General features: G+C 47.6%; 14 protein-coding genes. 9 read left to right on the forward strand and 5 right to left on the reverse strand.

Annotated features, from left to right (window positions below; genetic code table 11):
- The first annotated feature begins 70 nt into the window (after positions 1-70).
- Together Dpoa569_RS19645 and Dpoa569_RS19650 are read left to right on the forward strand one after the other, a co-directional pair.
- A complete protein-coding gene (locus Dpoa569_RS19645; protein ID WP_071604305.1) occupies positions 71-1,453 on the forward strand; it encodes a hypothetical protein in 1,383 nt (460 codons plus the stop codon).
- Positions 1,454-1,526: 73 nt separating this feature from the next.
- Positions 1,527-2,714 carry an ankyrin repeat domain-containing protein gene (locus Dpoa569_RS19650; protein ID WP_050569453.1) on the forward strand — a complete coding sequence of 396 codons (1,188 nt, stop codon included), beginning with the start codon at positions 1,527-1,529 and terminating at the stop codon, positions 2,712-2,714.
- Positions 2,715-2,813: 99 nt separating this feature from the next.
- On the opposite strand, the gene Dpoa569_RS15830 is transcribed toward Dpoa569_RS19650, so the two are convergent.
- Together Dpoa569_RS15830 and Dpoa569_RS15835 are read right to left on the reverse strand one after the other, a co-directional pair.
- A complete protein-coding gene (locus Dpoa569_RS15830) occupies positions 2,814-3,437 on the reverse strand; it encodes a glutathione S-transferase family protein (protein WP_042870895.1) in 624 nt (207 codons plus the stop codon).
- Positions 3,438-3,548: 111 nt separating this feature from the next.
- Positions 3,549-4,763 carry an MFS transporter gene (locus tag Dpoa569_RS15835; protein WP_042873937.1) on the reverse strand — a complete coding sequence of 405 codons (1,215 nt, stop codon included), beginning with the start codon at positions 4,761-4,763 and terminating at the stop codon, positions 3,549-3,551.
- Between the two features lie 617 nt (positions 4,764-5,380).
- Here Dpoa569_RS15835 and Dpoa569_RS15840 point away from each other — a divergent pair.
- The 7 genes from Dpoa569_RS15840 (at position 5,381) to Dpoa569_RS15870 (ending at position 12,895) form a co-directional block, all read left to right on the forward strand.
- Complete coding sequence (locus Dpoa569_RS15840) at positions 5,381-5,842, forward strand: MEKHLA domain-containing protein (protein WP_042870896.1); 462 nt, start codon at positions 5,381-5,383, stop codon at positions 5,840-5,842.
- A gap of 214 nt (positions 5,843-6,056) precedes the next feature.
- Positions 6,057-6,785, forward strand: coding sequence for a MerR family transcriptional regulator (locus Dpoa569_RS15845; protein ID WP_042870898.1), 729 nt, complete (start codon positions 6,057-6,059; stop codon positions 6,783-6,785).
- 633 nt (positions 6,786-7,418) lie between these two features.
- Entirely contained in the window at positions 7,419-7,817 is a 399-nt protein-coding gene (gene gspS / locus Dpoa569_RS15850) for a type II secretion system pilot lipoprotein GspS (RefSeq protein WP_042870900.1), read from the forward strand.
- A 186-nt stretch (positions 7,818-8,003) separates the two neighbouring features.
- Positions 8,004-8,774 carry a hypothetical protein gene (locus Dpoa569_RS15855; protein ID WP_128569728.1) on the forward strand — a complete coding sequence of 257 codons (771 nt, stop codon included), beginning with the start codon at positions 8,004-8,006 and terminating at the stop codon, positions 8,772-8,774.
- 575 nt (positions 8,775-9,349) lie between these two features.
- Complete coding sequence (locus tag Dpoa569_RS15860; protein ID WP_146411534.1) at positions 9,350-9,952, forward strand: hypothetical protein; 603 nt, start codon at positions 9,350-9,352, stop codon at positions 9,950-9,952.
- An 854-nt stretch (positions 9,953-10,806) separates the two neighbouring features.
- Positions 10,807-11,568, forward strand: coding sequence for a hypothetical protein (locus Dpoa569_RS15865; RefSeq protein ID WP_146411537.1), 762 nt, complete (start codon positions 10,807-10,809; stop codon positions 11,566-11,568).
- 550 nt (positions 11,569-12,118) lie between these two features.
- Entirely contained in the window at positions 12,119-12,895 is a 777-nt protein-coding gene (locus Dpoa569_RS15870) for a hypothetical protein (RefSeq protein WP_128569675.1), read from the forward strand.
- 301 nt (positions 12,896-13,196) lie between these two features.
- Here Dpoa569_RS15870 and gspM read toward each other — a convergent pair whose 3' ends face one another.
- The 3 genes from gspM to Dpoa569_RS15885 are packed head-to-tail and all read right to left on the reverse strand — an operon-like array spanning position 13,197 to position 15,773.
- Positions 13,197-13,670, reverse strand: coding sequence for a type II secretion system protein GspM (gene gspM / locus Dpoa569_RS15875; RefSeq protein WP_042868736.1), 474 nt, complete (start codon positions 13,668-13,670; stop codon positions 13,197-13,199).
- Positions 13,667-14,854 (reverse strand): type II secretion system protein GspL, encoded by a 1,188-nt coding sequence (gene gspL, locus Dpoa569_RS15880; RefSeq protein WP_128569674.1) that lies wholly within the window; start codon positions 14,852-14,854, stop codon positions 13,667-13,669. The genes gspM and gspL overlap by 4 nt, the downstream gene beginning before the upstream one ends.
- Entirely contained in the window at positions 14,844-15,773 is a 930-nt protein-coding gene (locus Dpoa569_RS15885) for a type II secretion system protein GspK (protein ID WP_227983074.1), read from the reverse strand. The genes gspL and Dpoa569_RS15885 overlap by 11 nt, the downstream gene beginning before the upstream one ends.
- Positions 15,774-15,789: the final 16 nt, after the last annotated feature.

Consider the following 15,789-nt stretch of genomic DNA (forward strand, 5'->3'; position numbering starts at 1 on the left):
TTCAGAGACTCTGCTCATCGATATTGCCAAAATGGCCGTGACACCAAACAACTGTTGGAACAAACACAACATGAGCACCTTGCCACTGGCCGAAGCTATCTTGCTGGAAATTCATCAAAGTCTTGGTTGTCGGAGTTATCAGACAATCAAGAAAACCAAATTCTTGACCGGGCAGATAAGCCCTAAAACTCAAAAGGATATGGGTGAAGAAATCCTTCACGACATCTTAGAAGCGCTGGGTATGGACCCACTGGCGCAGATGGATGCCATCAACAACCTCATGGAATTTGCGAACGCCTACAAGTCCCTTGAGCTGAACACCTGGACCTTCGCCGCCGACCAGCGCCAAATCCTCTGGACACTGCTGACACATTTCTACGTGCCTGCTCTGGCACGCCGTGTCGGCTTCTGGAGTCTTGAAAAAGCACTGGATACGGGTATGCCGGGTGGGCGTTTCTGGTATCTGCCGGAACCTTGCGAAGTGGATGGCAAACCTGGCCTGTATATGCCGGTAGCTCAGGTGGTCGATTGGCTGCTGGATCTGCTGGGCATGTCTCTGGAGACGTTTGCGGACCTGCAAAGTGGAACGACAGAGAATGGCTATGATGGCCTGCGTCGGTCCTTATATAACTGGCGTAATGGAACCACGATTAGCCCTGGGGCCATCAATAAGTATTTCGCCGACGGGACAGACCTGCGCTTTGACGGAGCAATCTTCCTTCACAGCGATTGTCCCCCTTCTGAACAATTCATCAGCATTCTGAATTTTGTGAAAAATAAGGAACTGACTGCCGATAAATTGCGGCTGGAAATCCCCATGACTCAACCTGGGAGGATCGAGGCCATCCTGGCGGGACAGGCTGATGAGGATGAGCGAGCTACCTTCGTTAAATGTATCACGGATCGTTATGCAGCACCTTTACTCAAAACTATCCGCCAGCGTCTGTTACTCGCCCGGATGGTGCAGGATGGTTATGTCCGTCTACTCAAATTTCTCTGCCCCGATGTCGACAGGCAGTGTGCAGATCCCCAGCAAAACAAATTACTTCAACTGTTCGCCATCTATAAGTCTGTCTACAACTTGACGGTTGATGCACGGCGATGCTGTAGAGAACAGGGGGAAACGGCAAACCGGGAACTGGCTGAGTTACTGACACGTCATTTCTCCAGTGTGGAACCGGAGGCGACGCTTGAAGATCACTGGGGAGCCGACGAAAAGTCCACTTTATCCATTATTCAAAGAGAAATGGAGCGCGCCAAAGCCTATGCTGACGAGATTAACGCTATCTGTTTGTTGATTGATCGGATGAGCATTTCATCCCCTTGGCGCGCCTTGCAAACCGAACACAGATATTCGGTCGTCAGGCAGGTCGCGCAGCATTCCTCCCTTAGCCTGCGCGCCAGAGAAGCGGCCATTAAACGCTTACGGGAACTGGCGATGACCCCCCTCTGAAATTGTTCAGACTATTTTGTTGGAGATTGACGGTTATCTGAATGGTGAGTGCAAGCAAAGGCCAAAAAACACGATGACCAGAGTCCAGGCCCTACTTGACGAAGCTGAAGCTAGCTCAGGATATGAGTTATGGAAAGCGCCTATTTTGCAATACCAAGCCAAACACCTGTTGGCCAGTAATGATTTTGAAGGGGCAGCCAGGTTATTCAGGGAGGCGCTGGATGCAACTCTGATAAGGAATTATGGTCCTTTGCGTGGTGAAATTGCGAGGGATATATTGGCCGTAGAAGTTGCCAACCAGAAGCTAATCCATAATAACCATGAAAAATACTATCGGGCGATGAAGACCGGAAGAATGATGGCCACAGGTGATGCGATTCCCTCTATCGAGGAAACTGCACGCTGGGCATCAGATTACTTTTGGAATCACCTGTACAGACCCTATCCCGGTATTCAGCCTGAAACGCGCCATATAAAAGGCACGATAGCGCGGTTGTTTAAACAGCTAATGCCATTGTTACAGGTTGGCGATCAAGAGGGCTTGCAAAAGTGGATCAAAGCCAATAGCCAACTGCTGAAATCGACGCTGCCTGATGTGGACGGAAATTCGGTCTTGATGGCGCTGATCAAGATGCATTATCGGTTTATGCAGAACATACCGATAAGGAAGCAAATGGTTCCACTTGAGCAGAAAAGCGAAATAGGTCGGTTCGAAACCATGTTGGCACATTGGCGAGCGTTTATTGGGCAACTGGCTAAAGAGAGTCCTAAGCAGCTTAATATCCCCGACATTAAGGGACAAACCCCGCTGATGCTGATGGCAGAGGACGGAGATACCACGCTAGTCTCCCTCATGCTGGAAGCCGGTGCCGATCCAGAAATACAAAGTAGTACAGGCGTGACGGCGCTACATTCGGCGATCAAATCTGGAGTCGATAGTTGTGTGGATGCGCTACTTGATCACCCGTGTCGTCTAAATCATCTTACCGATGAGGGGCGATCACCACTGCATACGGCAAGTTGGGCGGCCAATTTTCATGCTGTCAGGCGCTTGCTGCGACTGGCCCCCGAACTTGCATGGCAACGCGACTCACAGGGAATGACTCCTCTGGAGCTTGTTGAATACTTGATCGGAAACCCAGAAGCGCTAATTAAATTGGCTAATACACTGGCCCAAAATGGGCGACGCTGCGCTACCAGACAAGAGTTAGTCATGATCGCAGATTTGCTTGCACAAGCAACGCCAGTGTTACAGAAATAGCGCGAACCCAAAGGTGACGCTGTACTACTCAAAGCGACCCGCACCTGGAGGGTGCGGGCGAGATATTGATACTACAGCCGTTTTTGCAACGCTTGTTTCTCAGACCATACCATTATTCCCATGACGCAAAAATGCTGGTCGCTGATTCAAGCGCGTAAACCACGCGTCAATGGCAGGAACGTCGGGATGGGGAAACGGCGTCATTTTCCAGCGATTCACCGATAGCCCAAGCACCACATCTGCCAGCGTAAACGTCTTACCTGCCGCCCATGCACCGGTGCGCTGGAGTTGTTGTTCAAGAATGCCAATACAGTGGTTCCACTCTTTAATGCCTGCGGCAATCGCGTTTTGATCATTATAGGCTGGGTTCTTGCGCGCCAGAGCCGGGAAGGCATAACGCCAGGAATTGTTAAATTCGGTCGCCTGCCAATCCATCCAGTGCTCGACGTTAGCGCACGCCTGTGGTTCGTTGGGGAGCAGGTCATCTCGCCCGGCTTTGCGCACCAGATAGCGGCAAATCGAATTGGATTCCCACAGCACGAATTCATCGTCAATCAACACGGGCACCATGGCGTTTGGGTTCATGGCGCGAAAGGCATCGGTTTGTGTCGAGGCAAATCCACTACCGTAATCTTCCTGAACATAATCCAGTCCCGCTTCTTCGCAGGTCCAGAGCACTTTACGCACATTTATTGACGTCGTTTTGCCAAGTATTTTGAGCATACCTCGAATGTCCTTGCGTGTGGTGTCGTGTGGTTTTCCTAAGTCATCTCGCTTTACAGTGCGACTTGAGATGGAAAGCCAATTTTTATCGGGATGTTTCGTATTGGCCAATCAATAATACTGCTGTTCTTCTTGAGTCCAGTAAAAAAGGCGGCGAAGCCACCAGATGAACAGTGCAAGTAAGGCTATTGCGCCAAGCACGGCAAAAGCCACGCTGTATGAATATTTCGTCGCAATATTTCCCGCTAGCGCGGGGCTGAATGCAGCACCGATACCTTGCAACAGCATGACAAAGCTCTGCCCGGCATTGGTATGTCCGCTACCTTCCAACAACTTAACAATATAGCCGGGTACCGCCACGCCCAGAAGCCCCGCAGCCACACCATCCAATACCTGAACCGGTATCATAAAAAGCGGCCCGGCGGATGCGCAGGCCAGCGCGGCACGCAGCGGTAGCACAATTAACGCAGCCGTAATCAGCAGAGGGTAGCCATATTTTTCTGCCCTGGCGGCTGCAAATAAGGCTACCGGGATCATCACCAGTTGCGAAATAATGACTGTCGCCGCCGCATAAACTCCCGCACTCATTTCCCCGCCGTCAGGCGTAGATGCCACACGCATACTTAGCATGGGCAATAGGGCAGCGTTGGCCAGATGAAAGAGCATGAGTGTGACCCCGGTAATCATCACCACTGGGTTAGTGATAATGGCGGAAAGATTGGGGACAGTCGCGGAATTGCCACAACCGCTCAGCCCACGGGCTACACGGTTATCGATATCATTATTTCGGATAGCAAAAACGGCTATCGTTGCACATATCGCCATACCGGTCATCAGGATAAAGATGACATCGGTTCCCCAATACAACACCAGAGCGCCAGCTAACATCGCGGCACTCATGTTTCCTGCGTGATTAAACGCCTCGTTCATTCCCATCTGACGGTTAAACCCTGAAGGGCCAGTTAACCCAAGCGTAATCCCTGTTAGCAGGGGCGCAATAAATGCGGCGGACATCCCTGTTATAACTTGTGAAAAACCAACAATATAAATATTCGGAAAATACCAGAGTAACAGTGTCGCGGTGGTTATGAGTACGCAACAAGCGACGAGTATCAGTCTCTTATTTCGGGAAGCGTCAGCAACCAGTCCAGAAGGCATGGTGGCAACCAGCCCCGCCAGACCGCCGGCAGTCATAATCCAGCCAATGTTATCGGTTCTCCAGTGATGTTCAGTGAGAAAAATCCCCAGAAAAGGGCCAAGTCCGTCCCTTACATCAGCCATAAAAAAATTCACTAAACACAGTGCCTGGAGTGATCGTAAAGGCATGGAAACCCTGTTTAAGTCGTTAACCATCATGGTTTATGCCTTCCAGGCGTTGGCGGTATGTGCCGTATCCCGAAGGCGTTCCGTCACGTATTTCAACTGGGCAAACAATCGACTGACAGAGAAAAGATATATAAATCAAATCCATATGTAGAACCCTCTGAATTTAGTCTTATCGATTAATCTCGTTTCCTGATTAAAGTATAACCAATGAAAATTTACCATGAAGAAAGCGCGTTACACTCAAGCGCAGAGGCTGCAAGTCCTGAAAGCGGTTAAAGGTGGAAGCAGTCGCTCCCATTAAGTGAAAAGCCCACTATGGTGGCATGGAGTCTTCTGACATCAAGCGCATATTTAGTTGAAGATCCTCATTGGCGGTGACACTAAAAACCGGAGAGACACAGCTCATTATGATTTTTTCCGCGCAGCATCCCTGATGCTATTTAGATTGAGCCTTTTATATTCAGCCTTGCGCCCGTCAGACAAGTCTGAAATTGCTAACCTGTAGCCACACGTACAGACATAAACATGGCAAGTGTCGCCTGGTTGCGTTAGATAGCTGATACGCTATCTGCCCTGAAGTCATATCGGCAGGTCCAACATTGCAAGGGGAACAATTCATGGCAACAGAAGAACGTTTGGCATTATTGAAGCGAATCGATGAATGTTATGAGGCAGTGAACGGTAAGAGACTCTTTTGTCCTGAAAGTATCGAAGACCGTTATCTGTGGCTAGATCAGCAAGCGCCTTATAGCATTCTGGCTCATGGGAGCGGAACTGACCCTATCTTTATCTATGCCAATAACTGTGCTTTACGCTGTTTCAAGTATAGCCATGAAGAGATACTACGACTGCCGTCTCGACTTAGCGCATCGCCGTCGGATCGCGCTGAACGTCAGAGATTACTCAATATAGCCGCCCGTGACGGAATTGCTAAAAATTACACCGGCCCACGCGTGGATAAGCACGGTAATTTCTTCACTATTTATGATGGAGAGGTGTGGCAGCTAGGTTACAACAGCGACAACGTCTGGGGGCAAGCGGCATTATTCTGGCCGGTTCCTCATAGTGAGAGACCATAAACTCAATGATGAATTGGCTTTTTTCGCTATGTCCACTCCAGTAACGGATAAATACAGGTACATTCCAGACGAAACTAACGACTCGCCTGCTCACGCTTGCCGGGTAAGGCACGTTGGCGTGTGGTACAAATCACACGCCCTGCTGCCCGGCGCTTCATTCAACACCAAAATGTTCGTAGTATATCAAGTAAAATAATCTCCAGCGGACACTCCCATGCCTTACTCCATCGGCGAATTTGCCAGACTCTGCGGTATTAATGCCACCACACTCAGGGCATGGCAGAGCCGCTACGGTTTGCTTAAACCACTGCGAACTGATGGCGGGCATCGTTTGTATAGCGATGCGGATGTTCAGCAGGCGCTGAAAATTCTCGACTGGGTAAGAAAAGGGGTTCCCGTTAGCCAGGTCAAACCGCTTCTGGAACGTCCAGAAACATTACGGAGCAACAACTGGGCAACGTTACAGGAAACCATGCTCCAGCGCCTCAAAGAAGGACGCATTGAATCACTGCGCCAACTTATCTACGACACAGGCCGCGAGTATCCCAGAGTGGAATTGGTCGATGAGGTGCTACGCCCACTACGAAGCAAAATGTCAGCAAATATTCCCACCATGATGACGCTGCGTGAGGTATTAGACGGGATTATCATTTCCTACACCTCATTTTGTATTGAAGGTGACAGAAAAGCCCCTGGAGATAATTATCTGATCTGTGGCTGGCAATTAACCGACCCCTGCGAAATTTGGCTGGAAGCGCTTAAACGAACCGGGCAGAGGCACCGCATTAGTGTGCTTCCACTCTCCCCTGCCGTGCTCGCCCCGGAAGTGTTCCCAGAGCGCCACTGGTTGTTGGTAACAAGTGGGAAAGTAACGACGGCGAGAAAAGAGCAAATCGAGAAGTGGCGCGAGCAGGTGGCGTCTTTGGAAATTATCTTCCTATAAGCAATATCGATATATTAAGCGTAATATTTCCCCAATATCGAAAATGAGCTTTCCCCCTGCCTGTCGGAAAAAACCAAATAATAAGAAAATAAATTGTATTTCATTCAGATAAAATTAAAAAAAAGACACATCGAAAATTTGAAAACATTCCGAATGATAAAATAAATTGCATAAAAAAATTAAAAACTCGGCATTTAATAAGGTTATTAAGATATCTACAGCACTGTAGATTATTTGCACTCACTACTGAAAATCAAAAAATTAAACTCGCAACAAAACCATAATTTTTTATTAAGACAAATCTTATGTAAATTAACGTCAGTGGTTGTAAATTCACCTAAACAAAGCCATTAAAAAATGACGCAATAAATATCTTTAAATTAGTCCCACAAGTTACAATGCTATTCATGAACCATGATTAATACATAGTAATACATGAGTAAAAATCAACATGAAAACAAAAAAGCCATTTATGACTTTAACTCTTAAAATTCACCATTATAAAAATCATCAATATTAATTAACCAGACATTACAATTATCAATAAAAAAACAAACAAAAAAATCCGTTTACGTTTCACACACAAAACATTAAATTAATTTCACTAAATAAATTTTGGAAAACGAGGCAGGAATGAAGAGAAAAGTCGTGAATATAACAATGAATTTAACAGTAGCACTGACGCTTGTTCTATCTGGATGCACAACAAAAATACCTATTCAAAACAAAGATGAAAACGCTCATACAACTGAAAACATTGAAAATATGTCCTCCGCTATCGCTGGACTTAATTACTTAAAGCACCAATGCGGATATCAGGGTTTAGGTACGGAAGACAACATCATCAACAGGGTTATGATTCTCGCCAGTAAGAAATGGGGCACGACCTTTGATGCGGAAGAAAAAGATAACATTACCCGTTCCAGCCGGGAGCGTTATAACACCCTCATGGAGAATTATCACGACAGTAAAGGCTGCGGCGTGTTGACCAGAAGTCTTCAGGAAATTACAAGGCAGGGTTTTGCCATATAACACCCGCTTAAATATCATTCCAACCTGCAGGGGAAATAAATTCTAAAGACGCTTAATCTGTGTACCTTTTAGTTTTTCTATCATGCCAGCGAACATCGCAGGCAGGCATATTTCTGGGCAACGCCTATTCCTGAAATATTACTCCTGACGATAACGCGGGTGACATATTAAATATAGTGATTGAATATGGTGATTACGATGATCCTAAAGAAACGATTCATTAAATGGCTGTGCTTACCCATTGCCATCAGCATGGCGAGTATTCCCTCATCTTATGCGCTTAACAACGAGCAATACAAAATGCTCGTATACGGTGCAGCTGCTGCGGGGGCATGGGCTGGCTGGGGAACATTAAATTCGGTGCTGAGTTATGTCACCAGGGGCAGCGGCACGATAACTGCAGGTGATTCCGCAAATATAGTGGCAACCCTCTGTGGCGCAACGGCTGCGTCCACCGTCAGATTATGGAGTCCTGAAACCGACCCAGTCAATGCGGGGAATATTGTAATGGCCGCCACCAAAGCGGGTGCCGTTGTAGGCGTGGCAACAACCTGTCGCTGGGCAACTTATGGCGCTATAAGCGGATATTACCTTATAGCACAACGTAACACCAAGAATCTAGACAGCATGCACAGAAGACGTCTTTATCATGATGCAGAAGTGGTAGCCATACTGCGAGACGACCTGGGAAAAAAGATTGATTTCGCGGCGGCCAAATCCCGGGACTATCATAACACGACTTTTCTCTATAACTATAGGTGCCTGAACGCGGTTGTATTGACTAAGTATTGCTATGACTTAGAATATAAGAAATTAGAACAGCAGCAAGCATCAGATGCAGCAGTCCTTGCCGCCAAGCAGGCAGCATGGGATCTTGCCAATGCCGTCTTGAAGATTGCAGCTGATGAGGGTGATGAATCAATCTCATCACGCAGTATGGCTCCCCGGCCTAGCTAAGATTTGCAGAATTAAACAACAGAATTTTCTATCAGAAATATATTTTACTCAGGTAAAAACGATTACTGCCACTAGCGAATAGGCTGCTCTTGCATGACTGCTGGCGGTAATGCAATTGATATAAAAGACCAGGGGTAGGATTCTGTAAAAATAAAAAATGCCAGTCAGTCAAGCAATCGACTGACTGGCATTAATCAACATTATCAATAAAGTTGTGATTATCGGCAATGTAAAATAGAAAACAGCCTTTACCCAATAAGAAAAATAATACTATTCATACGACCAAAAACATCATAACACTCTGATTGAAAACTATCGAGGCAGTAAAGGCGGCGGCGTGTTAACCAGAAGTTATCAGGAAATGACAAGGCAGGGCTTTGCCATATAACACCCGCTTAAATATCACTCCAACCTGCAGGGAGAAATGAATTCTAAAGACGATTAATCAGTGTACCTTTTAGTTTTTCTATCATGCCAGCGAACATCGCAGGCAGGCATATTTCTGGGTAACGCCTATTCCTGAAATAATACTCCTGACGATAACGCGGGTGACATATTAAATATAGTGATTGAATATGGTGATTACGATGATCCTAAAGAAACGATTCATTAAATGGCTGTGTTTACCCATTGCCATCAGAATGGCGAGTATTCCTTCATCTTATGCGCTTACCGGCGAGCAATACAAAATGCTCATATATGGTGCAGCTGCTGCGGGGGCATGGGGTGCCTGGGGGACGTTAAATTCGGTGCTGACTTATGTCACCAGAGGCGACCACACAATAACCACAGCTGATGGCGCCAATGCAATTGGCACCATCTGTGGCGCAACGGCTGCGGCCACCTTCAGATTATGGAATCCTCCCACTGACCCAGTCAGTGCGGCGAATGTTGTAATGGCCGCCACCAAAGCGGGTGCCATTCCGGGCGCGGCAACAGCTTGCCGTTGGGTCAGCAACGCATTTCTACAAATATACTTCACCGAAGCTCAAAATAGCGGCAGAAGGCTCAGCACCACACAAAGAAATCGTCTTTCCGCTGATGCAACGAGGGTAGCCATGTTGCGGGATCAAGTAGGGGCCAAAATTGATGCTGCAGGTCCCAAAATCCGGGCTGCCAATAACGCTACGTTCATCTATAACTATAGGTGCCTGAATGCAATTGGAGTAACTAAATAGCTTCTCATAATAGCGCTACACTTGTGAGAGATGACATCCCGCCAGCCTTGGAGCCGCACAATGATAAGTGGAGCATTAATGCGAGAAGCTATTTAGATATTGCTATGACTTAGAGTACGAGAAATTAAGATTGCAGCAAGAAGCAGATGCAGCAACCCTTGCCGCCAAGCAGGCAGCATGGGATCTTGCTAGCGCAGTACTGGCAGTTGCAAATGATGAGCATCAGGCTATTAATGGTGAACACTTTGGCCAACGCCCTGGCTAAAGTTTGCAGAATAAACAACAGAATTTGCCGTCAGTTATACATAATCTTTAAGCAAAAGCCATTGTTGCCGCTAGAGCAGGTTGTTTGTGTATGACTGCTGGCGACAGCGGAGCTGATATAAAAATGAAATTAATATAAAAGACCTGGGGTAGGATTCTGCAAAAATAAAAAATGCCAATCAGTTAAGCAATTGACTGACTGGCATTAATCAACATTATCAATAAAGTTGTGATTATCGGCAATGTAAAATAGAAAGCAGCCTTTACCCAATAAGAAAAATAATACTATTCATACGACCAAAAACATCATAACACTCTGATTGAAAACTATCGAGGCAGTAAAGGCGGCGGCGTGTTAACCAGAAGTTATCAGGAAATGACAAGGCAGGGCTTTGCCATATAACACCCGCTTAAATATCACTCCAACCTGCAGGGAGAAATGAATTCTAAAGACGATTAATCAGTGTACCTTTTAGTTTTTCTATCATGCCAGCGAACATCGCAGGCAGGCATATTTCTGGGTAACGCCTATTCCTGAAATAATACTCCTGACGATAACGCGGGTGACATATTAAATATAGTGATTGAATATGGTGATTACGATGATCCTAAAGAAACGATTCATTAAATGGCTGTGTTTACCCATTGCCATCAGTATGGCGAGTATTCCTTCATCTTATGCGCTTACAGACGCGCAATATAAAGCACTGGTACTCGGAGCAGTTGCTGCGGGTTCATGGGGTGTATGGGGACTGTTTAATACAGTAGTGAATTCTTCCATCAGAGGTCGGATAACTTCAACTGATGGTGCCAGTTTGGTTGGAACACTCTGTGGTTCAACTGCAGCGGGCACCGTCAGATTATGGAATCCTCCCACCGATCCAATCAATGCAGCTAATCTTGTAACGGCCGCCATCAAAACGGCTACCGTTCCAGCTGCGGCAACAGGCTGTTACTGGGTAACCAAATTAGTTGTACAGATATATTTCGATTCACTAAAAGGGAAATCCGACCATCTCGATCTCACGAAAAGAAGACATCTTTCTGCTGATGCAGACCGGTTCGCCAGACTGAAAGATCACCTTGCGAATCAAATTGATTACGCGGGTGCTGCTAGCAGTAACGCTACCAGGGTCAGGTTAAACTATATCGCTACCTGTGGGCACGAGTTGGTACCAACCAGGCGTTGCGCTGAATTAGAAGATGATGTCGCTCGGGCGCAAAGCGCAGCCAGTGCAGCAACCCTTGCAGCTAAGGAGACAGCATGGGATCTTGCCAGTCTCGCAGTGACGATCGCAAATGATGAAGGTAGTACTCTCTTCTCAGAGAATCCTTTGCCTCCACGGCCCTGATGTTTACAGAATAACCAATAGAATTTGCTGTCAGTTATAATGGCCTTTAGGAAAAAATTTTTGTTACTACTGGCGAATAGGCTGTTTATGTATTACCGCTGACGGTAATGAAACTGATATAAAAGACCAGGGATAGGATTCTATAAAAATAAAAATGCCAGTCAGTTAAACAACTGACTGGCATTAATCAACATTATTAACAGATTTATGATTATCGCTAATAAAAAATAGGAAAAATCCTTTAAAAAAGAAAAAACATAGCATTACCCACATAATCAGAAATGTTATAACACCCTGATGAAAAATATCTTACCCGTAAAGCCCTCGACATATTCCCTGCAAGTTATCATGAAATAAAAAAGCAAAAATTCGACACTTGACACCCGCTTAAACACTACTACAATTTTCAGGAAGAAATAAATTCACGGGATTTTTAACAGATACATCCTTTAGCCTTTTAATTATGCTATCAACCGATCAAAATCGGGTTTATTTTTTTGGCAACCCCCATGCCTGAAATAATACTCCTGACGATGATGCGGGTGACGTATTGAATATGGTGATTATGATGACCTTAAAGACACACTTAATTAAGTGGCTGTGCTTACCCATTGCCATAAGCCTCACAAGTATTCCTTCATCTTATGCGCTTACCAGCACGCAATATAAAGCACTCATATACGGAGCAGCTGCCGGGGGGGCATGGGCTGGCTGGGGAACATTAAATTCGGTGCTGAGTTATGTCGCCAGAGGCGACCACACGATAACCGCAATTGATGGCGCAAATGCGATGGCAACCATCTGTGGTGCAACGGCTGCGTCCCTCTTCAGATTATGGAACCCTCCAACCGACCCAGTCAGTGCGGCGAATGTTGTAATGGCCGCCACCAGAGCGGGTGCCGTTACGGGTACGACAACAACCTGCCGCTGGGTGACTAATGCCTTTATAGAGTTATATTTCAACGAAGCTCAAAATAATGTCAAAAGGCTCAGCACCACACAAAAAAATCGTGTTTTTCATGATGCAGAGGTAATAGCCATACTGCAAGACGCGCTGGGGAATAAAATTGATATCGCGGCAAATAAGGCACGGGCTGCTAATGACTATGCTGAAAACTACAAGCATCTGTGCGGCGATTACGGTCAGACGACCAGGGATTGCCAGGACCTGGCCGAACAGGTATACCGTGCGACTCTAGAGGCTAAAAAAGCAGTCCTGGAAACCAAGCAGGCAGCGTGGGATCTTGCCAATGCAGTACAGGCGATTGCAAATGATGAGAATGTTGCTATCAATGCTACACAAAGTATGAGTCCCCGCCCTGGCTAAAGTTTGCAGAATAAACAACAGAATTTACTGTCAGTCATATACAGTCCTTCAGCCAAAACTGCTATCGCCATTGGCAAACAGATTGGTTGTGCATGAATGACTGCAATGAAATTGATATAAAAATACCAGGGAGAGGGAGATAAACGGTAGAAATAAATAATGCAGTCAATTAAAAAACTGACAAGCATTATAGGCAGCATGGAAGCAACTCTGTATTTTTTGGTATATTCGAAGAGCGCCACACCAGTTATTTAACCCCTAACACTCAGTAGCAATAAAACGTTATTCACTATTTTGCACTCTATTCTTTCTCTGCTTCAATCGGATCTGAGGAATGTAACCCCAAATGCATCAGGCGAATGTCGCCAGGTTCCCCCGCTGGCACGGCATCAAGCAGAACCACTCTGATGCCATACTGTTGCTGAAGCGCACTGAGCCAGAGAAACAACTCGTTGAAATGGACCACGGCAGGAGACGCAAGCACAGCCTCACGCTGATGGTTTTGAAATGAAAAAGCGAGAGTGGCTGGCGGGGCAGACCGCTGGAGAACCTCCGGCAGCGGCAACGCCAGCATTTTTTTGTCAGGCCGGGCTGCCAGCCAGACGGTGAAATCCTGCTGCTGTGCAGCCCAAACGCTGGCCTGATGCAACTGAGCGGATTTTTCACGCAGGTGCACGAATAACGCGAAGAGTAAAATAACGCTGACACCCATTCCAGCCAGCCAACGCCGCTGAACCTGGCTGAGCGTGCACCACGTTCGCAAAACAGCACTCACTGGGGCTTCCTTATCATCAGGGTAATGTGGGTTTTTTCTGCCTGAGTCTCACGGACAGCCACGCTAACGGTGGCTGGGACAGTATGAATAAGCTTACTGGCCTCGTCTTGCGGCAGGAGAACGTCAAGCGCCAGTTGACGCTGCGATGCATCGAACCGCAGGTGGGAAATTGCCGGGGTAGTAAATCGCTGACTCAGGGTTAAATAATCAGCCAACTGATCAAAGAAGTTACTCCCGCCACTCATCTCCCCGCTCACCGCAAGTTGCTGCTGCCGATCCCTGATCAAGCGCTCCAGCACGGGCAGATCCGCACGGGTGTCGTCGCTGGGCTGACGAGCATAAAACGCCTGCAAAAATGCCGTATCCTGATGTATTTGATAACCCAGCCTTCCCAGGCACCCCACCAGCACAATCATCACGGTAGCCACCAGCCCCAGGCTGACAGTCCCAATATAGCGGTATAGGGGACGTGCGTGCGTCATAGGCAGCGAAGCAGGCAGGCCACGTAACAAATTGACGCCGACAGGCCCACATGATGCAAGGCGCTGCGCGTCCTGCAGGGCCGGAGATTGCGCTGCCCAACGCGCGGCTTCCACCGGCGACGGACCATAAAGCGACACCAATTCTGTTGCCACAACATGGTGCAGCAAATCCTGAACTGAGGCGGCGGGTAACCAGTATCCGGCTCCCTGGCTAAAACGAAGCAGCCAGCGCGACTCTGCCCAGGCTAAGACCACGGGCGCCTCAGGTAAGCTCAGCCATTCTGGCAGCATCTGCTTCACGTTGAGTCCTGCCGCGTTCACCTCACCCAGTACCGCCGATAGCCACGCACACGGGCAGCCGAATATCAACCGGCTGTCGCGGTCAAGCAGCCACCAGTGAAAATCAGCGGCGGGCTGGCCCAGCTTATCTTCAATCAGCAATGCCAGTTGTGTGGCCGATAACACGGTTTTTCCCGTGACGCTCACCGTTTCCAGCACGCCCAGCTCGGCGGGTATCCATAAAATGACGTCATCCTCGCGCCGGGCAACATCAGGCAAGGTTAACGCCGCCAGGCTGCTGGCTTCTCCCTGATGAATCCGCTCACTACCGTCGGCTGAACGCCACCACCACCGCACCCGCCCATGAGGAGAGACCGGCAACAGGATAGACAGCAGTGCCGTTTTCTTTTGTTTAAAGAACATCACGCTCACCAGAATCAATAAAATAGTTACGGCGATACACCAACGCTTGTCCTCGATAAAAATAGAGCAACGTCACAAGGCTGAAGTGTTGGCCGCCCTGGGAGAAGTTCAGGGTCAAGAGGTAATGATGGCTGCCGAAATTAAGGTAGCGATTATTGTGCGTGAGGTCCGCTAAGGCCGGTGGCAACGCCTTGGCATCATGCCAGCCGGTTGCAGGTCGGCTCAGCAATAAAGGCTCCAGTGCCACCTTTTTATCGGAAATATGCAGTACTTCTGCCAACAGCGGCAGCGTTTCGTGGGTTATCGCATTGATGTTAATTTTAAATACATCAGACGTTTGCGACAGTGAAAAAATCGGCCATACGCAGCTGATCCGCTGCAGGAAATCCCTTTCAGCTTCCGACAGCGGCAGCAAACTCAACTGGCTGGCATCGGTAAACTCTGCGCCATTCAGCATGGCTCTCAACACCCCCGGTAATGGGAGGGGCGAGAAACCCTGCTTTGCTAACACGGCATTGATCCAGTCACGGGCTACATTTTTACCAACACCGTCATCATTTTTACCACCATCGTTATTTTTAACAACACTGTCATTTTTACCCATGACATCATTTTGACCAACGCCGGCGCCGTCAGTCTTTTTCGTCTCAATCAGTAACCAGTTGAGATTAAAACAGCCCGATAAATCTTTGACCTGATAGCTTATCGCCTGGCCGTTACTATCTTGCACCGTGCCGGTAGCAGCGAAGGCGCCGGTAGCAAGCTGACTGTGATGCAAAACCAACTGCGTGCGCAGGCGTTGCGCTACTATCGATTCGGCACTCAGCAGCACCCAACGCTGATTAATCTGTTGACGATGATGACGCAGCGAATGATACAGCAGCAGACTGTTCCGCATCCCCCCCGCCAGCAGAAGCATACCGATAAACACTACC

The sequence above is a fragment of the Dickeya poaceiphila genome (genome assembly GCF_007858975.2).
Classification (GTDB): Bacteria; Pseudomonadota; Gammaproteobacteria; order Enterobacterales; family Enterobacteriaceae; genus Dickeya; species Dickeya poaceiphila.